Raw genomic sequence first — 22795 nt, 5'->3', positions numbered from 1 at the left:
ATCAGCATTCCTTGTTCAATCAACTCTCTTTGTCTATGCGAACCCTTATCTATCTGATGGCGCTGGTCCTGCTCGTGCTGCCACCCGCCGTCGCCCAACTCGATTCCCGCGCCCTGAAACTAACACCGGCTCAGCCCGAACCCGGCCAGCAGGTCAGCATCACCTACGACCCTAAAAGCACGAAACTGGCGACGGAACCGACCGTTAACGCGACCGCCTTTGCCCTCAGTGGCGAAGACGACGGGGCGACCGCTATTGCGGTTCCGCTTACCAAAGACGGCGGAAGCTGGAAAGGGTCGTTTACCGTACCAGCCAACGCGCTGGCACTGGCGTTTAACCTTACCAATGGCGACAACCACACCGACACCAACGAGGAAAAAGGCTATGCATCGTACCTCTACAAAAGTGGTACCATCCTTCCCGGTAGCCGGGCCACCCTGGGCGACTGGTTTGGCGGGCAATCTTTTCTGGCCAGATTAGATTCCGATAAAGACCGCGCCAGAACGTTCTTTCAGGACGAGTTCAAAACGAACCCGGCCATGAAACGCAAATTTATCCGCCCCTACATCTGGACGTTCAGCCGACGGGTGCCGGCCGACAAACTGGCGATGGAAGCGGAAGCCGACGAACTGGCAAAACAACCGAACCTGACAACCGAAGAACTTAGCGTACTGGCCGGTACGTACGAGACAATTGGCAAGAAAGAAGCGTCGGAAAAGTACAGCAAGCTACGCGCGCAAAAGGACCCGAATGCCGGTGATGCGCTGTATATGGCCTACCGCCGATTCGGTGCCACCAACGATGTAGCGACCAAAAAACGGATTCTCGACAGCATCCGGACGCGCTTCGCCGATTCAAAACAGTTGCCCAGTTTCGACGGCATGCTGACGGGAAATCTGGCCCGAGCTTACATCAGCGCTGGTGAACTGGACAAAGCCGGGAAACTAGCCGACACGCCCCTGCATACCGCTTCGATCATGCAGGCTTACAATTCGGTCGCGTGGGACAATGTCGGGAAAGACACGAATCTGGTCATGTCGGCAAGGCTGTCGAAGCAGGCTACTGACTGGGCAAAAGCACAGATTGGCAAGCCCCGTAGCGATGGTGATGCCAAAAGTCAGACCGACGCTCAGCTCAACGAACAGCGTAAGACTACGTACGCCCAGTTTGCCGATACCTACGGCTATATTCTGCTCAAACAGGGCAACACCGCCGAAGCCTTACCGTACCTGAAAGAGGCCGTAACCGCCAACAACTACAGCGAACCGGAAATAAACGAGCGGTACGCGCAGGCGTTGGCCAAGGCGGGTGCCGATGCCGACCTGATTGCGCTGGGACAGAAAACGATCAAAGAAGGAAACAGCAACGACAAGCTGGAGGAATTCTTTAAAACAGCCTACACCAAACAGAAGGGGGCCGCCAGCTACGACACGGAGATTACTGGTCTGAAAAAAACGGCGTCGACCAAGGCAAAAGCTGACCTGTTGGACAAGCTCATCAGCAAACCCGCCCCCGCCTTCGCGCTGACCGATCTCGACGGAAAGGCCGTAAGTCTGGAATCGCTGAAAGGAAAAGTCGTCGTCGTTGATTTCTGGGCTACCTGGTGCGGCCCCTGCGTAGCCTCGTTTCCGGGCATGCAGAAGGCAGTTACCAAATTCGCGCAGTCGCCCGACGTAGCTTTTCTGTTCGTGAACACCTGGCAAAGCGAAACCGACAAGAAGAAAAACGCGGCTGACTTTATCGCGAAGAAAAAGTACTCGTTCCAAGTGCTACTCGACGACAACGACGACGTCGTTACGAACTACAAAGTGTCGGGAATTCCAACCAAGTTTATCATCGATAAAACCGGCACAATCCGGTTCAGGAGCATTGGCTACAATGGTGATTCTGACAAAACCGCCAACGAGATTAGTCAGATGGTCGACATCCTCCGCGACATGCCTGCCCAGACGGCCACAGCCGTTAAAACGGGCGAATAAGTCGTCGAACAGCTAACAGAAAAGGCCATCAGCGCAGTGCTGATGGCCTTTTCTGTTGGTATGAATCCCGTTGCTACGACCTAGTCGGTCTGCACGATGTTACCGCGAATTTCGCCGTTAGGATTTGCCGTCGTATGCAGATTGGCATACGTCCGTTTCCCATACATGGCATCCTGCTGATCCTGGGTAAGCGTTGCCTGACCGACGATTGGGCTGGTTAATGAGCCAAAGCCAATAGAAACCGGACCATTGTTACCCGCAGCACTGGTCGCTGTTACGGAGTGAATATGCCCCATCGTAGGCGTCAGCCCCTGATACGTCACGGTATAGCTGAGTACCTTGGTTACCCGATTGTAGTTGGCCGTGTAATTCCCGGTAGCGCTGGTGCTCACCGGCGGTACTTCGTTCGACCCACTCAGGCTTGCGCCAAACGTATCGTTTGGATCATCGGGGGTCGAGCTGCTACCGGTCATACTGCACGACGTCATAAGCAGGGGTGCCGCCACGAGCATCAGGGCAGTCGCCAGCATTTTTGGTTTAGTCATCATATACGTGCTATTGATAGTGAACGAATAAAACACATTCCCATATCAACATGTTTGCGCATGAAGTTACCCTGCTCACAGTAACATTCTTAGCGAACGACACGCATCAGGTAATCTGACACAGCTTATCAAAAAGCACTTAACACACTGACCAACAGCAAATAAAAGCGGTCTTCAGGCCCCGTACTGTGCCTAAAGACCGCTTTGTACACTACGCCGGAACAGCCCGGCTCACGTAGCCCGGCTTACGCAGCCCGACTTACTGCGCTTTCGCCAGCCAGAGCGATGCGTTGAGATGCAGGGCGGGGTGCGAGGTGTAGCCCGACGGCTGATCGCCCGACCAGCCGTTGAACAGGTTGTCGTTAGTATCGCCCGTGCCGTCGTCGGCGGGCGAGCTATCACCGACAAACACGACCCGGCCGCTACCATAGGTCGAGAGTAGGGCCATCACCCCGGTCGAGCCGTTGAGTGTGCTGCTACTCCGCCAGAATAGGCCCTGCACGTTGCTGTTGTTCGATGCGTAAAGCGTTGCGGTCGTGCCGTTGTAAAACGCCAGTTTAGACGCCGTACCAGCCGCGCCGTTCAGTACTTTCTGCGCGCTGGCGTTGCTACCGGTGTATACCTTCGTCGTGGGTTTTTCGCTGATATCGACGTAATCGACTACGAAACCGAACGGCTTGCTATTGTTGATGCCGTTGTTGCTCATCAGGTCGTTCCAAACGCGGGGCGAATCATAACCGTCGCCATCGCGATCGGAGGGGTTGTAGCCATTGGCATCGGCCCCGGCCGTTGTAGCCGCCGTGTGATCAGCCACCATCATCAGCCCACCGCCGTTGTTGACAAAATTCATGATCGCCGTTTTTTCGGCAGATGAAAACAACCGGTTCGGCTCTACCACCACGTACACGTCATAGTTGGCCAAATCCTGCGGGTTGGCAGTGTTGCCGTAGGTGATCGACGCGCCAACGGGCAGCGACTCCACCAGTTCGCCTTTTTTCACCAGCTCAACCGCCCAGGCCGAGATGCCGCCCTTCCAATAGGTTTCCGATGTGCTGGCCGTAATGCCGGTGTACGAGGGCGTGGGGGTACGCTGGGCTTTGGTTTCTACCGTTGTGCCGCCCTGATAGCTGGGCACGCTCTCGGTGCCGTCGGCGTCGATTTGCCAGTCGGCGCTGCCTGCGTTTTCGTAGTGGCTGGCGTCAAACAGGAATTTCTTGCCCGTCACGACCGTACCACCGCCCCCGGTGCTGGTGCCGCTGTTGTCGTTGATAACGATGTCGTCGATGTTGATGCGCGACGAACCGCCCGACAGTTTGCGAATTTCGAGCCGGACCGACCCCGATACGTTCAGTGTGAACGTCTGTGTCTGAATCGACGAACCTGTCGTCACGCTTGCGCCCGACTGTGTCCAGCTACTGCCGCTATTTGTCGAGTAGAACAGGCCCCACTGACTGGCGGCATCGCCACTATAGGTGCCGTGTTTGAGGCTGACGGTACTGATGCCCGACGTTACGTCGAACAGCATCGTAATCTTACCCGTGTTACGAATCCGGCCCGACCACGACCCGGCTTTCAGATCGCCACTGAGGTTGCCAATCAGGGCGTCGTACAGATTCCACGAACCCGAATTCAGGGTGACGTTATCGCCACTGGCCGAACCGGTCGGTGATACGTCGTAGGCTGTTTTGGGGCTGCTTGAACCCACTTCAAACCCTTCCGACAGCGACACAGCCGCAGCACGGGCCGCACCGGTGGTAAGGGGTTGCCCGGCGTCGGGCGTCAGGTCATTGAGCGAGTGGCATCCCACCAGCAGGGCCGCAGCCGACAGGCCAATCAGGCCCCATTTTTTCACATTCATTGGTTGGATCATCAGCGTATTTTCTGGATGGCATTGATCGGCGCAATATTCTTTATTTAACTACGGATCAGGCTCATCGACAGATTACTGTTTTGTTACCTTATCGTTTTAACCAACGATTAACCCGTAGAAAACACTCTTTTTCAGCCCTGCACTGTTCTATAACTGATCGCCTTTTCCTACGCAGATCCGCTGCCAACAGCCCTTCCCCGCAGCCTGAGTCGACCCACTGATTCATTCATTTTTAGCGTAACGAACCCATGAACGCGTTCAACAATTTCCCGACGACCAACGCCATGCTGCTGGGTCTGGGACTCCTGTTCGCCCAACCGCTGTCGACGCTGGCGCAAACCATGCCCGGCAATCAGCCCGCTCCCGTCGTAGCTGACGTCAACCAGAAAACACTTCTTTCATCCGTAGCCTCGTACCGCGACGATGTTCGTCAGGCTGTTCTGCTGGCCGCGCAACAGCCGCAGGTACTCGACCGGCTGGCCCGGCAGCAAACCCAGACACAACAGGCATTTACCGCGTTGATTCAGCCGTTTAGCCAGACTAAACAAGGCTGGTTTTACGACATGGCCCGCTTCCCCGATGTGTTGCACACGCTGGCAGCCTTACCCGCCGGTTCGGACAGAGCTACGGTACAGACGGTCACGAAAACGCTGCCCGCCGATTTGCAGGAAACGGCCTGGAAACTGTACCGCCATCACAACGCCGATCTGGTACAGGCCGATAACCTCAACCAACAGGCCGATCAGTCGTTTGCTGCGTTGCTGGCTCCGCTCGATGCACAGACGCAGGCTGCTTTTCGTCAGTTAATGAACTTGCCCGATGTGCTCTCGCTGCTGACCACTCAGCTCGATCAGACGACGCAGCTGGGTCAGTCGTATCAGGCCGACCCAGACGGTGTAACCCAGCAACTGGCGACGCTGCACGATAAGCAGGAAGCGCAGAATCAGCAGGAACTGGCCGACTATCAGCGTCAGCTGAATCAGGACCCGCAGGCGCAGCAGGAGTTGCAGCAGGCCGGTCAGGAGTACGCACGGGCCAACGGGTACAGCACCAACGGTATCAACCCAAACCCGGCCTGGACCAGTGCGTCGGCTTATAATCAGAATCCGTATTCGTACTGGTTTGGCTATCCTTACTGGTACGGCTCCCCGCTGTGGTATCCGTCAGCCTTCGGCTACGGCACCGGTTTTTACTACGGGCTGGGTGGCAACATGGTTGTGTTTGGTCTGCCGTCCATCGGCTTTTCCAACTGGTTTTTCAACCGGGGCTACGGCTACTACCCGCACCTGTACAACCGGTTCAACACGTATTACACCAATACCATCGGGTATCACCGGTATTGGTCGCCAAGTAACTCCGGGTTTATGTATGCTGCTCACCGCGCTTTCACGCCCACTGTCGGCATAATGGGTGGTCGACCAAACTGGCTCGGTACCGGTGGCCGCACATACAGTGCGCCGAGCAGTATCGGTGGCCGCGTATCGGCTCCGATGGGTAACGTTGGTGGCGCACGTACCTACAGCGGTGGCTTCGGTGGCCGATCGTTTGGGGGCAGTAGCTTTGGCGGTATGCGCTCCTTCGGCGGTGGTTTTCACGGCGGAGGCCGGGGCGGGCGGTAAATAAGTTTAAACACAGAGGCACAGAGAACACTGAGATTGTTGGTCTCAGCGTTCTCTGTGCCTCTGTGTTTAGAAACCCTTCTTTACTTATAAATCGTCGGCGTGTCGAACGTGACGGGGAATGGCTTCGGCGCGCTGGCGTTTGAGTTCAGTTCGTTCTGCGAATAGATGAACCGCCACGGCAACTGCGACCCGGTATTGGGTGTCAGCTTGATGCCCACGGCTTCGCTGCGCGTCCGGCGTTCGTCGTCCCAGCCGATGTGCTGTCCGTAGAATGATACGTAGCGTTCCTGCAAAATCTCGCGCAGCAGCGCGTTGTCGGCCGTCAGTCCGTCGGCGTTTTCGATACCACCAGCGGCAAAGTCGGCGGCAACGTATGCGTCGTATTTGTAGGTGCCCGACGTGAGGTAAGTCGGACTGATGTAGCCGCCCCCATTGAGGAACGCCCGGTAGGTGTTCAGATGGCCGAGTGCCGTAGCAAAGCCTTTGCCGCTCCGCAGAGCCATCTCCGCCAGCGTCAGAATGTTTTCCTGATAGGTCACGAGCGGGAAACTGGCGGCCTGCGCAAAGAAGCCGCTCGCTGTCGCCGAACTCGATGTGTTTGGCTCAATCTTACCCGGTGTGTTGACGCCATTTTCCAGGTAATAGAACCGGTAACGGGCCGTTTCAACGGTCTTGCTGTTGCCCCGGTAGCGCGTACCGGCGGGGTTGAGCAGCCCCACGTTGTAGGCCCCCACCGCGTAGATATCGCCCGTCCGCTGAATGGTCAAAAAGGTGTAAAACTGGTTCTGATTGACGTTGGCCGTCGTGCCGTGGGGCGCGTAGAGCGAGTTGGCGTAGGCACTGATTCCGCTCGTTGCCGCCGTGTAAGCCGCGTCGTACTGCTTTGTATCGGTCAGTAGCCGGGCCTTGAGCGTGTAGGCGACCTGCTTCCACTTCGTCGCATCACCCCCGAAGTGAATATCCTCCGTCGAAACGGTGCCCAGCCCGGAATTCAGGTCGGCGATGGCATCGTCGAGCAGGGCAATCAGTTTGGTGTACACCGTGGCCTGCGGCTCGAACGCCGGGTTGGGGTACAGCGCATTGTTGCCCGCCTGATCGAACGGAATATCACCCCAGAGTTCGGTGCCGGTCGCCAGCGCATTGGCCCGTAGAATCTTGGCGATGGCCGCCATCTTCCGGTTGCCCAGCGCGTTGGCCTGTTCAATGGTCAGCAGGGCGTTGGCGTTCACACCGGCAAACACCAGGTTCCAGTCGGTGTCGTAAATCCCGGCCGACACGTTGTAGTTGTAGTAGTCGAGCCACTGCCGGTCGGCCCCGGTCAGGTAGCCGTCCCAGATGGTTGTCAGGCGGCTGGCCATGCCTTCCTGCGTGGCCATGTTCGCGATTTCGGTACCCGTCAGTAGCAGACTGGCCGTCGAACTCGTCGGGTTATTCGGGTCGACGTTCAGGTTATCGACAATGGAGGAGCAGGACGATACCCACAGGCTGAGCAGCAGGCTAACTCCGGTTGTATACAGGCGTTTCATACGTGGCTGGGTGGGTTAGTAGTTGATTTTCAGGCTAAACAGCAGCGACTTTGTGTTGGGGCTGTTGAAATAATCCTGCCCCCGCGAGTTGCTCGCGCCGTTCAGGGCCGTTTCCGGATCGATACCCACAATCTTCGTCCACAGAATCGGGTTGCGGCCCGTCACGGTGAAATCAATCGACTGGAGTTTGGTCTTCTGCCGGAAACCGGGCGACGAGAAGCTGTAGCCCAGCGACAGTTCGCGCAGGCGGGTCCAGCTGCCGTCCTTGATAAACTGCTCCACCAGCGTGCTGAACCCGCCCCCGATGGACGTGTAGTACGACTGATCGAGCAGGACCGGTCCGGCCCCGAAGTCCTGAATGGCCCCGCGTACCGTCGTTCCGGCTGCGATGGTCTGCCCCGCGTAGTTTTTCAGCGGCTGGGCCAGCGTAACCTCGTTACCTACGTCGGCGTGGGTGCCAAAGTACGTCAGCACGCCCTGCGTACCGGTGTAAAAGTCACCCCCCTGAAACGTTTCGAACAGCACGTTGAGCGACAGTTTTTTGTACGACAGATTCGTGCCGAACCCACCCCGGTATTTGGGGTTTGGGTTGCCGATAACGCCGAACGACGACGCCACCTGCGGGAAGCCATTGGCGTTGAGCGTCAGCGACCCGTCGTCGTTGCGCATGTACGTGCCACCGTAGAGCGACGACATGGCGTAGCCCACCCGCGCCACCGTCGAGGCCGTGCTGCTAAACCCGCCGAGCGTGATGATGTCGGTACCGGCCAGGTTCGTTACCGTGTTGACGTTGCGGCTCAGGTTACCCGACACCGTCCAGTTGAAATCTTTGGTTTGCAGCAGGTTGTAGCTCAGGTCCAGCTCCCAGCCTTTGTTCATCATCGACCCGGCGTTGGTATATTTCGAGGTATACCCCGTCGAACCGGCCGTCGCAACGTCGAGCAGCAGGTCGTTGATTTCGTTGCGGTAGTAAGTGAAGCCCGCCGTCAGTTTGTTGTTCAGGAAGCGCAGGTCGGCCCCGAGTTCGTACTCGGTCTTGCGTTCGGGCCGCAGGAACGGGTCGCCCTGCCGACTGCTGCGCACGTAAGCGCCGTTGCCGTAACCCGCCCCGCTGAGCGTGCTGGCCCAACTGCTGTACGACGCGTTGGCATAGGTCGTCGTGTTACGGTACGCGTCGGGCTGCACCCCCACTACGCCGTACGACGCCCGCAGCTTACCAAACGACAGAATTGAGTTGTCGCGGAACAGGGGCAGTTGCGTAAACTGCCAGGCCACGTCGGCCGACGGGTAATAGAACGTCGACTGGGTCTGACTGCCGAAGGTAGAGCCGGACTCCCCCGCCAGCGACGCATTGACGAACAGTTGGTTGTAGAAACCCACGTTCAGCGTCGAATACAACCGGGCCATTCGCCGGTGCGTCGCCGTGCGGTACGGCTGGTCGTTGGCCGACAGGGAGTTACCGAAATTGGGTGGTGCATCGGCGATGATAAACGTGTTCATCGTGCCGCCCAGATTCAGGTATTTCCGATCGTTGATGTTGAACCCGACGATCAGCGTACTGGTAATATTCTTGCCAAAATCCCGGAAGGCCCGACCAATCAGGTCGGCGTTCATTTCCGATTCTTTGTAAATGGCTTCTTCAAACGAGCCCAGCCCGCTGTTGATCGCCGAATTGACCGGGTAGTTCGTGATGCGGTGATCGGTGTTGGCGTCGATACCAGCCCGCGCCGTAATATCGAACCACGAGCCGGGCGTTATCAGCAGTTCCGAACTGAGAATGAACCGGTCGACCTCCGAGAAGTTGGTCAGTTGGTTGATGGCCCAGAGGGGATCGTTATAGACCGGATTCGACGACGCACCGAGGTAGTTGCGGTACGACCGCTGCCGGTTGGGAATGGCACTCGCCGTTGGCGATGCGTAGTAGTTGCCGATGTAGGGGCGGCTGTCGAAGTCGGCGGGGCTACGCAGCATCCCGATGTACAGGCCGTTGATGCTGTTGCTGCGCTGAATCCGGTTCGAGGTTACCCGTGCGTAGGTCGCGTTGGTTGTGGCCTTGATGATGTTGTTGAACCGCCGTTCGGAGTTGAACCGGACCGTGCTGCGCTTGTAATCGCTCTGCCCGTTGATGATGCCTTTCTGCCGCAGATCACCGATGCTCAGGTAGAACGTACCTTTTTCGCCCCCACCGCTGATCGCCAGGTTGTTGTCGATGTACGTACCGGTGCGAAAGGCTTCGGCCAGCCGCGCGTCGTTGTAGGTTTCGCGCGAATTCTTGGTAATGATCGGGTAAATCGTCTGCCCGTTGTAGGCTTCAAACCGCTGCCCGGTCATGTTTACGACATCATCGCCACCGGAACGCGCCGAGATTTTATCACCCCACGAAAAAGCACTCGTCGGGCTGTAGACGCCCCCCGACCCCTGCCCGTAGGCTGTTTGCAGCGGGTGCAGCCGGTTGGCTTTGTCGAACGACACCGTCGAACTGTACGAGATATTGATTTTGTCGGCGTTGCCCCCTTTTTTGGTTGTAATCACGATCACACCGTTGGCCGCCCGCGACCCCCACAGCGCAGCCGCCGACGCCCCTTTCAGGATCTGCATCGACGCGATATCGTCGGGGTTGATGTCGTTCAGGCGCGACTGCTGTGTCACGCCCGCAGCCGCGTCGCCTAGCGTCGAGTTGCTGATCGGAATACCGTCGACGATCACCAGCGGCTGTGTCGATCCCGTGATGGTGTTCTGCCCGCGAATCTGAATGTACGAACCCGCACCGGGGTCACCCGCCGACCGCGTGATGAGCACCCCGGCGGCTTTGCCGGCCATGCCGTTGATAACGCCCGTTTCGCCCGATCGCACGATGTCTTTCGCGTCGATCTTCGAGGCCGTTGCCCCCAGCTTGTCCGCGTTTTCCTTGAACCCCAGCGCACTGACAATCACCTCATCGAGCGAGGTTTCGTCGCGTTGCAGCTTGACGTTGATCGTGCTTTGGTTACCCATCGGCACTTCGATCGTTTTCATGCCGATAAACGAAAATACCAGTGCCCCGTTGCGGAGTTGGCTGGTGGGCACCGTGATCGTGTAGGCCCCTTCGGCATTGGTCGATGCACCAGTCGTAGTGCCTTTAATCACCACGTTTACCCCCGGCAGGGCAGAATTGTCTTCGCCGGACGTAATCACGCCTTTGATCGTTCGGCCCTGCGCCCACCCCCGCACCGGGACGGCCAACGCAAACACCAGCATAGCAAGCAGTAAACGATTCATCATGGATTGAATTCAGGTTAGAAACACACTAAAATTGGTACGCGAAGCGGTAAGCGATGGGCAATGGCCAGCCGGCGGAAAAGGCAAGGCGATACCCGGCAACCCCAAAATGCGGGTCGCGATGGTTATCCGAAAAAATAGCTGGCAGCGGGCGTAGACTGGGTGCCCTAATGGTTTAATCCAAACTTAATAACTGACCAATCGCTTGTCAATAGACGCACCACACAATATTCTACCAATTCATATAATTTAGAATATTATCATAGTTTTACCATAAATAGTAAAATATAATTCTATCATACATAGCATTATCAAAATTTATACGAAACATAAACGCTGTTTTTCATTGCATCGACGGACCCGGTTTTTACTTTTGACCAATCACTCTATATAGCAACTCCGTCCCTCAACGACTAACCGCCTTCCGTTATGAATCAACTGATTGCTTTCACCCGCCAACCCGGTACGCTGCTGTGCTGGCTGACGTTATTGCTATTGGCAGGTTTGCCTTGCCGGGCTATGTGTGCCGACTCGCTGCGGGTCACGGTCACGGAGGGCACCAACATGGCCGCGGCCCTGTCGCCCGACGGTAAAACCATCGCCACCGATTTGCAGGGAACGATCTGGCTAGTGCCGAGCCGGGGTGGTGCGGCCCGGCCCATCACCGACGCTCTTGGCGACTGTCGGCAACCGGCCTGGTCGCCCGACGGGAACCGGGTCGTTTTCCACGCGTTCTGGGATGGCCGGTATCACCTCTGGATGGTCGACAAAACGGGCAACGGGCGCAGGCAACTGACGACGGGCGTGTACGACGACCGCGAACCGCACTGGTCGCCCGATGGGAAGTCAATCGTGTTTTCGTCGGACCGCAGCGGCAACTACGACATCTGGCGGCTGACCGTCGCCGATGGCGCACTGACCCAACTGACGAAAAACGGAGCGAACGACTATAACCCGGCCTTTTCTTCCGATGGGCAGCAGGTCGCGTTCGTATCGGAGCGGCCCGACGCGCCCGGCCTGTACCGCCTGACCGCCGACGGTAAGGAGCAACTGGTCTACGGCACGACGGCGAAACTAGCGGCTCCGGCCTTTTCGCCCGACGGCAAACAGATCCTGTACAACGCACTGACGAAAGAGCAGAGTGGCCTGTTCAGCGTATCGCTCGACGGAGCCAAACCGGTTGCCGTGTCGACACCCACCGAAGACGTGTTTCCGTTTCGGGCTACCTGGTTTTCGCCTACCGAATACCTCTACACCGCCGACGGGCAATTGAAACGGCAGACGCTGGCGAAAGCGGGGGTAACGCCCATTCCGTTTCAGGCAACGGTCGTGCTGGGCCGGACGCCGTACAGACGCAAAACCTACGATTTCAGCTCGACAGCGGCCCGGCCGGTGCGCGGCATCAAAGGCCCTACCCTATCGCCCGATGGAAAGCAAGTCGTATTCGCGGCCCTCGGCGACCTGTGGCAGTTGACGATAGGTAACCCCAAACCGCAGCCCCTAACCAACGACGCCTACCTCGAAGCCGACCCCGTCTGGTCGCCCGACGGATCGCAACTGGCGTTTACGTCTGACCGGCAGGGCAACATGGACCTGTGGGTGCGCGACCTGAAAACGGGGCAGGATCAGCGGCTGGTCGACCTGCCCGACGACATCAACTTTCCCACCTGGTCGCCCGATGGGAAGCGCATCGCGTTCTATCAGGGCGATGCCCGCAACATGTGGGGTCGGGGTACGCTGCACACCGTTGACGTGTCGACGGGTAAGACCGACAAGCAGCACGAATCGGTGTTTGTGCCAAGTCAGCCAAGCTGGTCGCCCGACGGCCGGACCATTGCCATGTCGGCGCTGGACGTGTATTCGTCGCGCTACCGCGAAGGGGTCAGCGAAATCACGCTCGTCAGCGTCGACGGGGCGGCCGATGGTTCCGCCGACCGGCACGTAACACCCACGCCCGAACACTCGCTCGGCACGCGGGGCAAGAACGGCCCGGTCTGGTCGCCCGACGGCCGCTGGATGGCGTATATTCAGGATGGGTTACTCTGGCTTTCGCCCACCGACAAAACCGGGACAGTTACCGGCAAGCCCCGGCAGCTAACGACCGAACTAGCCGACGCGCCCACCTGGTCGGGCGATTCGCAGCGGTTGCTGTATCTGGCCACCGACACGCTGCGGCAGGTGTATTTGGCCGATAACCGGATCGAAACCGTACCGATGCAGTTTACGTGGCAACCCGCCAGCCCCACCGGTTCGCTGGTCGTTCATGCCGGTCGAGTATTCGACGGCCGTTCGGCCACCTACCGCACTAACGTCGACATTGTGATCGACGGCAACCGGATTCGCGCCATCGAACCGCATCAGCCCAACCGGCCGGGCCGGGTCATCGACGCATCGACCAAAACGATCATCCCCGGTCTGTTTGAAATGCACTCGCACCAGAGCGCGATGTCGGGCGAGCAGCAGGGGCGGCTGTGGCTGTCGTACGGCATCACCTCCGTGCGCGAACCCGGTGCCGACCCCTACGACGCCCTCGAACGCAAAGAAGCCTGGGCCAGCAATCGCCGGGCCGGGCCGCGTCAGTTCTTTACCGGTGGCCTGACCGACGGCACCCGCATCTACTACGGGCTCGCCACCAGTATCTCGTCGCCCGAACAGCTCGACCGCGAACTGAACCGATCCGTACGGCTGGGCTTCGACCTGATAAAAACCTACGTCCGCATGCCCGACGCCCTGCAACAGCGCATCACGAGCTTTGCCCACGCCCACGGCATGCCCGTTTCGTCGCACGAAATTTACCCGGCCATGCGCTACGAAGTCGACGCCGTGGAGCACATCGGCGGCACGAGTCGGCGGGGCTATTCGCCCAAGATTTCGGCCATGAACCGCACCTATCAGGACGTCATTCAGCTCATCGTCAAATCGGGCATGAACATCACGCCCACGGCTTCGTTGCAGGGCGGCTTCTTCGTACTGGCCGGGCGCGACCCCAATTTTTTCGAGAACAAACAGTACAAGGCGTTCTATTCCGAGAGTTTCACTAACGCCCTACAGGCCGGGGCCGCGCAGTACGCGAAAATCAGTCCGGGCTATTTGAGCAATTTCGGCAACCTACAAAAGACCATCAAAACGCTGATCGGCGCGGGCGCCCACGTCACGACGGGCACCGACAGCCCGTTTGTACCCTACGGTATGAGTCTGCACACGGAGTTACAGGTGTTTGTCGACGCAGGACTGACGCCCTACGAAGCCCTGCGCTCGGCCACGCTCTGGGCCGCCGAAGCCGTAGGTGTCAGCCAGGATCTGGGGTCGCTCGAAGCGGGTAAACTGGCTGATCTGGTCATCGTCGACGGCGACCCGCTCACCAACATTCGCGATGCCTGGAACGTGGTAACGGTGGTCAAAAACGGCGACGTTCATTCGCTGGATACGCTGCTGAAAAAACCCTGACTTACCCCGCTGTCTGGCCTTGATGTATCCATACCGAAATCTTTTCGCACACTTACGCAACGTTTCGGCGAGCGCCTGCATCTATAGGTCATCAAACCAATCAACGCCATGACACGAAACATCTTCGTCCTCACCTGCCTGACCGCCGGTGCGCTTTCAATCACCGCATTCACACCCACCAACAGCATTCGCGACGACCGCGAAACACCCTACCAGACCAAGACGTTTTCGGGCAACATCAGCAACGTGAAAGCCGAAACATCGGGCGGTAGCCTGACCGTGGAAGGCGGCTCCGGGTCGGGCGCGAAAGTCGAGATGTTTGTACGACCGAATAACTGGAATGGACGTGATAATGTCGACAAAGCCGAAATCGAAGACCGGCTGAAAGACTACGATATCATCATCGCGCAGGAAGGCAGCACTCTGGTGGCATCCGCCAAACGGCGCAGTAATAACAACAACGACCGTGCGACGGACCGCTGGAAGCGGTCGCTGAGCATCAGCTTTGTTTTTCATACGCCCCACCGGGTAGCGTCGGACCTGCGCACGTCAGGCGGCAGCATTCATCTGACGGCCCTGACCGGGAATCAGCGGTTTCGCACCAGCGGTGGCAGTCTGAACGTCGACGACGTTCAGGGTAGCCTGAACGGACAAACGTCGGGCGGTAGCATTCACATGGACCGCTGCCAGCAGACGGAGCGCGACGGCGGTATCGACCTGCAAACGTCGGGCGGCTCGATTGACGCGCGGGCGTCGTCGGGTAAAATGCGGCTGCACACATCGGGCGGCAGCATCAACCTGAACGATCTGAAGGGCGACGTCGACGCGCAAACCAGCGGTGGCAGCGTACGCGGCAATCACCTCGACGGCGACATCATTGCCAACACATCGGGCGGCTCGGTTCGGCTGTCGGATGTAGCGGGTAGCGTCGACGCTCACACCAGCGCTGGCTCAATCGACGTCAGCCTGACGGAGCTTGGCAAGTACGTTAAACTCAGCACCAGCGTCGGCAGTGTGAGTGTAAAGATGCCCCTGAACAAGGGCCTGACGCTGAACCTGAGCGGCAACCGGGTCAACCTGCCCAGCCTGCGGGGCTTCGACGGCGACATCCAGAAAGACCGTGTTCGGGGCAAGCTCAACGGCGGTGGTATTCCGGTTGATATTTCGGCCAACGTCGGTTCAGTGTCGATCAACTAAGCAGGTTTTCATAGTTAACTGACGTTTAATTCCGGGGCTTAAACGTCGGCCGTTCATGGGCATCTAACCGGTGTAATTGGTTTAAAAACACCGATTTTGCCATGAAAACGCTCACTATGACTTCGCTTTATAAAGCCGGTTTACTGGCTCTGCTGCTGGCTCTGGCTCCAAACCTGATTTCGCGGGCGCAGGGCTACGGTCCCTACGGTAATGCGAATGGGGGTTACTATAACCAGGGGTACGGCAACGGAGGTGGCTGCAACGGCCGCGCCAATGGCTACTACAATCAGGGCCCCGGTTATGGCTACAACAACGGCTACAACCCGAACAATGGGTATTCCAATGGCGGGTATCCGAATCAGAGTGGCTACTACAACAACGGCGGGTATTATAACAATGGACCAACTGTCGTTTACCCGAATCAGCCGCGCGTAGTGGTGGTAACGCCCCCGCCCGCCGTGATCGTGCAACGCCCGCCGGTGGTAGTTGCCCGGCCGTGGGGCTGGGGTGGCGGCTACTACGCGCATCGCCCCCGTTTCTACGGCGGTGGCCGCTGGTAACAGTCGGCACGCATCGATCAGAAAACCCCGCTTCGGCACATCATCGCCGGGGCGGGGTTTTTGTATCTTTACATACCGAATCGACCCCACCGCCCATGTTTCGATTACCTGCTTCAGCTCCATTTGCCAGTCTGCTGCCTTCGTTTGAAGGCGACCTGTATTTCGACCAGTCGCCCCAGCACACGGCCCAGCGGCTCCTGTACGCTACCGACGCGTCGGTCTATCAGGAGATGCCGATTGCGGTGGCCCTGCCCAAATCCGTCGCCGATATCAAGCGGCTCCTGCGCTTCGCCCAGCAGCACATACTCGGCCTGATTCCACGGGCCGCCGGAACATCGTTGGCCGGGCAGGTGGTGGGTAGCGGTATCGTGGTCGATATCTCGAAATACTTCGGGCAGATTCTGGACGTGAACGCTTCGGAGCGGTGGGTACGGGTGCAGCCGGGCGTCATCCGCGACGATCTGAACGCCTTTCTCAAACCACACGGCCTGCTGTTCGGCCCCGAAACCAGCACCGCCAGCCGGGCCATGATCGGCGGCATGATCGGCAACAATTCCTGCGGACTGCACTCGATCATCTGGGGCACCACCCGCGACAATCTGCTCGACGTGAAAGTCGTACTGAGCGACGGGGCCGAAGTAACCTTCGGTGCGCTGACCCGCGATCAGTTCGACGCTAAGTGCCGGGGCGAAACCGTCGTCAGTCCGCTCGAACAACGACTGTATACGCAGTTCCGCGACTGGCTGACCGACCCCGCCGTACGCCAGCACATCCGCGACGGCTACCCCCGCCCGACCGTTACGCGCCGGAATACGGGCTACGCGCTGGATGCAATGCTCGACTTCTGGCACGATGAGTCAGGCGAATCGGCAACCTTCAACTTCGCCCGGCTCATTGCCGGTTCGGAAGGCACGCTCTGCTTTATCACGGAAGCCAGGCTGAGTCTGCTGCCGCTACCACCCAAAGAAACGGCCCTTGTCTGCGCTCATTTCGCCACCATCCGCCAATCGCTGGAAGCCAACCTTGTCGCGCTCGATCATCAGTGCGCGGCTTCTGAACTGGTCGACGATTATATTCTGCAACTGACCAAAACCAACATCGAGCAGACGAAAAACCGCGCGTTTGTCGAGGGCGATCCGAAAGCGATTCTGATGGTCGAATTTTTCGATGATACCGTCGAGGGCGTCAGCCGGAAAAGTGCGGCTTTCGTACAGGACCTGCGCGACCGGAACATGGGCTATGCCTACCCGGTGCTATTCGATGAGGAGACGAAAAAGCCGTGGGCACTGCGCAAGGCGGGGCTGAGTATCATGTATAACATCCCCGGCAAAGCCAAGCCCGCCAACGTCATTGAAGATACCGCCGTCGACGTGCGCGACCTGCCCGACTACATCGACGAACTGGACCGGATGGCGTGGGAACAGCACGGCCTGAAACTGGAGTATTCGGCCCATGCCGGGGCGGGTGAAATCCACGTGCTGCCGCTGATCGACCTCAAATCATCGGCCGGGCGCGACACCTTCCGGGCCCTGCTCATGGACACGGCCCAACTCGTCAAAAAATACGGCGGGTCGCTGTCGGGTGAACACGGCGACGGGCGGCTGCGGGGCGAGTGCATCGCGTTTATGCTCGGACCCGAAAACTACGAACTCTGCAAGGCCGTCAAAGCCCTCTGGGACCCGCACAACACGTTCAACCCCGGCAAAGTAGTCGACACCCCGCCGATGAACGAGCACCTGCGGTCGGAAGCCGACGTCGAGATAGCGCAGCCCGAAACCGTTTTCGACTTCTCGCGCGACGGTGGTTTGCTCGAACTGGCTGAAAAATGCTCTGGCTCCGGCGATTGCCGCAAGACCGAGATTTCGGGCGGCACCATGTGCCCCAGTTACATGGCCACCCGGCGCGAGCACGACACCACCCGCGCCCGCGCCAACATCCTGCGGCATTTCTATTCGTCACCCGAACCGGCGGCCGCTTCTGACTATGCGACTGTGAAAGACGTGCTCGATCTGTGTCTGTCGTGCAAAGCCTGCAAAGCCGAGTGCCCCAGCAGCGTCGACATGACGCGTATGAAAGCCGAGTTCATGAACACCATGAACAACGAAGACGGGGCCACCATGCGCACCCTGCTGGTCGGCAATTTTACCCGGCTGATGTCGCTGGCAAGCAAGGTACCCTGGGCTTACAACGCCGTTTACAACACCCCTACCCTGCGTCGGCTGGCTAACCGCGTCGTTGGTTTCCACCCCGACCGCACCATGCCCGATCTAGCCAAAACAACACTCCGGCAGTGGATAACGAATCGCCCCGCCAACAACCGGCAACCGAATACTGAAAACCGTAAACCAAACTCCGTCCTGTTTTTCGCCGATGAGTTTACCAATTTCAACGACGTCGAAGTCGGACAGAAAGCGATTCAACTGCTCGAACGGTTAGGGTATGCGGTCACGGTTCCTGAGCACGTCGAAAGCGGACGCACGTATCTGTCGAAAGGACTGGTCGACGACGCTAAAAAACTGGCGATTCGGAACGTCACGCTCCTGAAAGACCTCGTTGGCGACGATAGGCCGCTGATCGGGCTGGAGCCGTCGGCCATTCTCACGTTCCGCGACGAATACCCCGATTTGGTATCCACCGAGCTGAAAGCAGCCGCGCAGCACATTGCCAAAAACACCTTTCTGTTTGAGGAATGGGTCGCCCGCGAAATCGACGCCAAACGCATCAGCCCCGACGCGTTCACGACCGATACGCGGCAGGTGCGCGTCCACGGCCACTGCCACCAGAAAGCTCTGTCGAGTATGGTACCGGTCAAGAAAGCCCTGTCGCTGCCGAAAAATTATGCGGTACAACTGATTCCCTCGGGCTGCTGCGGCATGGCGGGGTCGTTTGGTTACGAAGCCGAGCACTACGATTTGTCGATGCAAATCGGCGAACTGGTCCTGTTCCCGGCCGTACGCCAACTAACCGACGACACCATCATTTCGGCGGCTGGCACGAGTTGCCGCCATCAGATCAAAGACGGTACGCACCGGCGCGCGCAGCACCCGGCCGAAATCCTGTTCGACGCCCTGCGCCAGCCTGATTGAAAAAACCTTTTCCAGCAAAGCGGGTTCTTGATAGATACTTGTAAACCCCAGTATTAATGGAAAATTCATCACTCAGCGACGGCGCACAACAGGCCGATATGGTGTCGAGCGAAAACGCAGCCACCAAATTCGGTGCCGATCAGGCAGAAACAAATATGGTCAAACTCGTCGATGGTAAGCTGACTCCGTTCGGCGATACCGAAGACGACGTTGCCGACGATCAACTCAGCAACCGTTACAGCGACGACGATGAGCGTGCTTTCAACGGCGATCAGACCAGCGGCCTTACTTACGAAAATGCGGATGCTGGTATCAAAGCCGACGACGCAGGCGAAGGCATCGTGCTGGAAAACGTACCCAACGATCCGGCGGCTGAAGCCGAAATCACGGGTAACCCCGACGCGGGTGACGATGCGAACACGGGCCTGCCCTCGGAAGACAACAACCGCACACCGACGAGTACATTCGTAGTGCATGGCGATATGATTCCGGCAACGCCCGGTACACCCGGCCCCGTAACACCCACCGAGCCATCGCAGCCCATTCCGCCAACGCCCCCGTCGCCCGGCCCGGAAATTCCGGAACTGCCCGGTACGCCGAAGCCGGAAACGCCCGAAATTCAGGAGCCTGAGCAACCCGACCGCTCACACGAGATTGGATTTCGCCAACGCAACCGGGTGTACACATCGGGCAATGCCGTTCCCGGCACGCAATACGAAGGTATGAGCGCGGGTCCCGACGATGAGCAGCCCGACACTGGCGACTCGGCACATCCATACGACGTTAGCGCAAAAGATAACGACGAGTATCAGCCCGGCGAACGGCCCGAAGAAGCTCGCGAAACCCGGCAGATGCCCCGCGAGATGATGGACGAAAGTTCGGTGCAGGCGCAGGACATGATTTCCGGCAATGATCGCTCCGACGAGAAATCAACGGATGGGCTGGATCGCAAATACAACGACCCGCAGGTGGCCCGCGACATGGCTAGCTAGGTTAGCCGGTTGATGGTTTATTTTTGAATGAGGTGGCGTTTGGGTAGTCCGACGTCACCTCATTCTTTTTTACCTACATTTAGCCAATTACAAACTACTGACTCCCATGAAAACGACTCACGTTGCTGCTGCCTTACTCGGTGTCGCTCTGCTAACAACTGCCTTCTCAGCTAAAGACAAATGGACGACGCTGTTCGACGGCAAAACCATCAGCGGTTGGCACAGCTATCAGAAGGATAAAGTCATCGGCTGGAATATCGAAGACGGCACCCTCGTCCCCGACGGTACCGGTGGCGACCTCGTGACGGATAAGGAGTACGAAAATTTCGATCTGGAATTCGAGTTCAAAATCCCGAAAGGCAGCAACAGCGGTATCGTTTACAAAGTCATCGAAAAGCCCGACCTCCGCTCGACGTATATGTCGGGACCGGAGTTTCAGATCATCGACGACAAAGGCTACCTCAACGATAAAGGCGAACTGTACCCACTGAAGCCAACGCAGCTGTCCGGTGCCAACTACGACATGATCCCCCCCGCCGACCTCAACGCCGTCAAACCCGCCGGCGACTGGAATAAAGGCCGGATCGTGGTCGACAACAACCATGTCGAGCACTTCCTGAACGGCAAAAAAGTAAGTGATTATCAGTACGGCTCTGACGACTGGAAGGCGATGGTCGCCAAGAGCAAGTTCAAAGACTGGGCTTATGCCACACCCCACGCCAAAGGCAAAATCGCCCTGCAAAACCACAACCCCCGCGAAAAAGTGTGGTTCCGCAACATCCGAATCAAAGAGTTATGATGGCTCGTTCCGGTGAACGTCAAAGCCTTTTTTCTCCGTTTATAGGGTACAATTGATTATTGCTGAATAATATGAGTGACGTGTCAGTAGCCCGCCTTATCGATCAGATCAACGCATTACCTCCTCTGAAGCGCAAAGCGGTGATGGCAGGGGTAGTCGACGGACCGCAGTCGTTGAAAGCAACCAAAGGCCAGAAAGCGGTGATCTGGCACGGTCTGCCCGTAGTTTTTGTACCTGGGCAGTACCTGAGAAAACCACAGCAGATGTGGCAACTGGATGCGATTTTTGGACCGGTCAAAGTAAAACGGGCGTTGAAACAATCGCAGATGGTGCTTGATAACCAGACTGTAGAGCAGCTCGTCGGTCGATCAACTCTGGCGTTTTTTACAAATTCCAGCCAAACATATTTACTCTCCGCAAAAAACGAACTGACCGAAGCAGATTTTGGACCACTGCAACGAATTAGCGCGCTTGATGCGCTGAAACGGTTCGGACTTGAATTGCTTGAAGCGGCAAAAGAAAAGGGATACGTCCGACTTCCGCAGTGATGAACGAACTGCCTGATGAGTGGCAAACCCGATTAGGTCCAGCCGTTTTACCCTTCGAACGTACGCAGTTCGTCCGGAAAGTGCTCGATGGTGAAGCCGTCATGTTTGTTGATGATATCATTGACGTTATCCGGTCTGGTGTCGACGGCGTCATGCGGATTGCCACATCAACTATTATCAGTGCTGACCCACCGATGCAGGGAAAGTACTTATGGATTATCGATGAGTCTGGTTTGAAACTGATACCGGAGGCAACATCAAATCCTTATGCTGCCCGTGGTGTGGTTTGTCACACAAACATAACCGGCGGAGATTCTGCCTATCAGGGAGGTGAATTGTGGTTCGGGGATGATGGTAAAGTATACATCAACAACCGTTCGGGCCGATATGGAGCGAATACGTTGCGCAATGAGACGCCGTTCTAGACTATTTTCGGTCACTCGGCTTCAACCCTGTTCAGCTAAAGCCTGTACTTTAATCCGGGTCGATGCGCCGGCGGTTGGCTTTAACGTCGCCTTTGCGCTTTTTATCGGCAATGCGTTCGGCTACAGCGGCTTTGGAGGGCTTTGTCGCGCGTCGGGCTTTGGGCGTTTCAAACGCTTTCTGAAGCAGCTTGTAGAATTTAGCTGTTACCTTTTCCCGGTTAGCCAGTTGGGTGCGCTCGGTCTGATGCGTCAGCACCAGTTCGCCGTCGGTGGTTAGTTTGCTGGCCAGCTTTTGCTCCAGAACCACTTTCTGTTCGGCGGTCAGTAGGGTCGAGTTGCGCAGGTCGAAGCGGAGTTCGGCTTTGGTGGCTACTTTGTTGACGTTCTGCCCACCCGCACCACCACTACGGGCAAACTGATAGCGGATTTCCGGGCTGAGATCGGGTAGTTTCATGAATCGCTGACGCACTGATTATTCCGTAAACATACGGGTTTGACCAATAGACCACGTTCTTCAGAATGCGGGCCTTTGGTAAACAAACCGGTAAACAGGCGGTTTATTAACAGACAAAACCGCCTGTTTACCGCACACGATTATGGGATCGAACATATTGGAAGAGCGTATGCTCGAAGACACGCTTCTTCTGTTTCAGGGTGGTAAAGCCACCGACCTGACAGCCGCGCAGGGTGTCAATCTAATCGACGGCTGGCTCATGGCCTTACAGGGCGATCCGAACATCGGACAGGTAGAGGGTCAGCTTAATCAGCTTCGCGAGGCTCTTCAAAATCCACAGCCCAACGAAGCAACAATCAAAAGTCTGCTACTCAGCTTAGCCGACGAGACGCAGACCGCTGCCGAAGGACCGAACGCAGAAGGCACCTGGACGGGTAAACTCGAAAGTTTGTCGAAAATTTTGCGTCATTTCGGCAGTTCTATTTAA

Annotated in this window: 16 protein-coding genes; 11 read left to right on the top strand and 5 right to left on the bottom strand. The window is 57.6% G+C overall.

What is annotated here, in order from left to right:
• Positions 1-35: 35 nt before the first annotated feature.
• Positions 36-1979 carry a redoxin domain-containing protein gene (locus HH216_RS09560; protein WP_169550613.1) on the top strand — a complete coding sequence of 648 codons (1944 nt, stop codon included), beginning with the start codon at positions 36-38 and terminating at the stop codon, positions 1977-1979.
• A gap of 80 nt (positions 1980-2059) precedes the next feature.
• On the opposite strand, the gene HH216_RS09555 is transcribed toward HH216_RS09560, so the two are convergent.
• Positions 2060-2527, bottom strand: coding sequence for a CHRD domain-containing protein (locus HH216_RS09555; protein WP_169550612.1), 468 nt, complete (start codon positions 2525-2527; stop codon positions 2060-2062).
• Between the two features lie 256 nt (positions 2528-2783).
• Positions 2784-4382, bottom strand: coding sequence for a hydrolase (locus HH216_RS09550; protein WP_254448756.1), 1599 nt, complete (start codon positions 4380-4382; stop codon positions 2784-2786).
• Between the two features lie 260 nt (positions 4383-4642).
• On the opposite strand from HH216_RS09550, the gene HH216_RS09545 reads away from it, so the two are divergent.
• Complete coding sequence (locus HH216_RS09545) at positions 4643-6013, top strand: DUF3300 domain-containing protein (protein WP_169550610.1); 1371 nt, start codon at positions 4643-4645, stop codon at positions 6011-6013.
• An 83-nt stretch (positions 6014-6096) separates the two neighbouring features.
• On the opposite strand, the gene HH216_RS09540 is transcribed toward HH216_RS09545, so the two are convergent.
• Entirely contained in the window at positions 6097-7542 is a 1446-nt protein-coding gene (locus tag HH216_RS09540) for a SusD/RagB family nutrient-binding outer membrane lipoprotein (protein ID WP_169550609.1), read from the bottom strand.
• A 15-nt stretch (positions 7543-7557) separates the two neighbouring features.
• Positions 7558-10803, bottom strand: coding sequence for a SusC/RagA family TonB-linked outer membrane protein (locus HH216_RS09535; protein ID WP_169550608.1), 3246 nt, complete (start codon positions 10801-10803; stop codon positions 7558-7560).
• 426 nt (positions 10804-11229) lie between these two features.
• Here HH216_RS09535 and HH216_RS09530 point away from each other — a divergent pair, with 426 nt between their 5' ends.
• The 8 genes from HH216_RS09530 (at position 11230) to HH216_RS09495 (ending at position 21854) form a co-directional block, all read left to right on the top strand.
• The gene (locus HH216_RS09530) at positions 11230-14247 is read left to right on the top strand and encodes a DPP IV N-terminal domain-containing protein (protein WP_254448755.1); all 3018 of its coding nucleotides are present in this window, start codon (positions 11230-11232) and stop codon (positions 14245-14247) included.
• A 108-nt stretch (positions 14248-14355) separates the two neighbouring features.
• Positions 14356-15444 (top strand): DUF4097 family beta strand repeat-containing protein, encoded by a 1089-nt coding sequence (locus tag HH216_RS09525; protein WP_169550607.1) that lies wholly within the window; start codon positions 14356-14358, stop codon positions 15442-15444.
• 101 nt (positions 15445-15545) lie between these two features.
• Positions 15546-16004 carry a hypothetical protein gene (locus tag HH216_RS09520; protein WP_169548914.1) on the top strand — a complete coding sequence of 153 codons (459 nt, stop codon included), beginning with the start codon at positions 15546-15548 and terminating at the stop codon, positions 16002-16004.
• Between the two features lie 95 nt (positions 16005-16099).
• Complete coding sequence (locus tag HH216_RS09515; protein WP_169550606.1) at positions 16100-19090, top strand: FAD-binding and (Fe-S)-binding domain-containing protein; 2991 nt, start codon at positions 16100-16102, stop codon at positions 19088-19090.
• A gap of 56 nt (positions 19091-19146) precedes the next feature.
• Entirely contained in the window at positions 19147-20082 is a 936-nt protein-coding gene (locus tag HH216_RS09510) for a hypothetical protein (protein WP_169550605.1), read from the top strand.
• A gap of 106 nt (positions 20083-20188) precedes the next feature.
• Positions 20189-20881: a 3-keto-disaccharide hydrolase gene (locus HH216_RS09505; RefSeq protein ID WP_169550604.1), complete on the top strand. Its 693-nt coding sequence runs from the start codon at positions 20189-20191 to the stop codon at positions 20879-20881.
• Between the two features lie 71 nt (positions 20882-20952).
• Positions 20953-21429 (top strand): hypothetical protein, encoded by a 477-nt coding sequence (locus HH216_RS09500; protein ID WP_169550603.1) that lies wholly within the window; start codon positions 20953-20955, stop codon positions 21427-21429.
• Positions 21429-21854 carry a hypothetical protein gene (locus tag HH216_RS09495; protein WP_169550602.1) on the top strand — a complete coding sequence of 142 codons (426 nt, stop codon included), beginning with the start codon at positions 21429-21431 and terminating at the stop codon, positions 21852-21854. The genes HH216_RS09500 and HH216_RS09495 overlap by 1 nt, the downstream gene beginning before the upstream one ends.
• 49 nt (positions 21855-21903) lie before the next feature.
• Here the strand turns inward: HH216_RS09495 and arfB are convergent, their stop codons facing one another.
• Positions 21904-22308: an alternative ribosome rescue aminoacyl-tRNA hydrolase ArfB gene (arfB, locus tag HH216_RS09490; protein WP_169550601.1), complete on the bottom strand. Its 405-nt coding sequence runs from the start codon at positions 22306-22308 to the stop codon at positions 21904-21906.
• Between the two features lie 142 nt (positions 22309-22450).
• Between arfB and HH216_RS09485 the strand changes: the two genes are divergently transcribed.
• A complete protein-coding gene (locus HH216_RS09485; RefSeq protein WP_254448754.1) occupies positions 22451-22795 on the top strand; it encodes a hypothetical protein in 345 nt (114 codons plus the stop codon).

Origin of the sequence: Spirosoma rhododendri, from assembly GCF_012849055.1 — a bacterium.
GTDB lineage: Bacteria > Bacteroidota > Bacteroidia > Cytophagales > Spirosomataceae > Spirosoma > Spirosoma rhododendri.
Note: the sequence above shows the minus strand (reverse complement) of the source record. Positions and strands in the feature narration are given on the sequence as shown.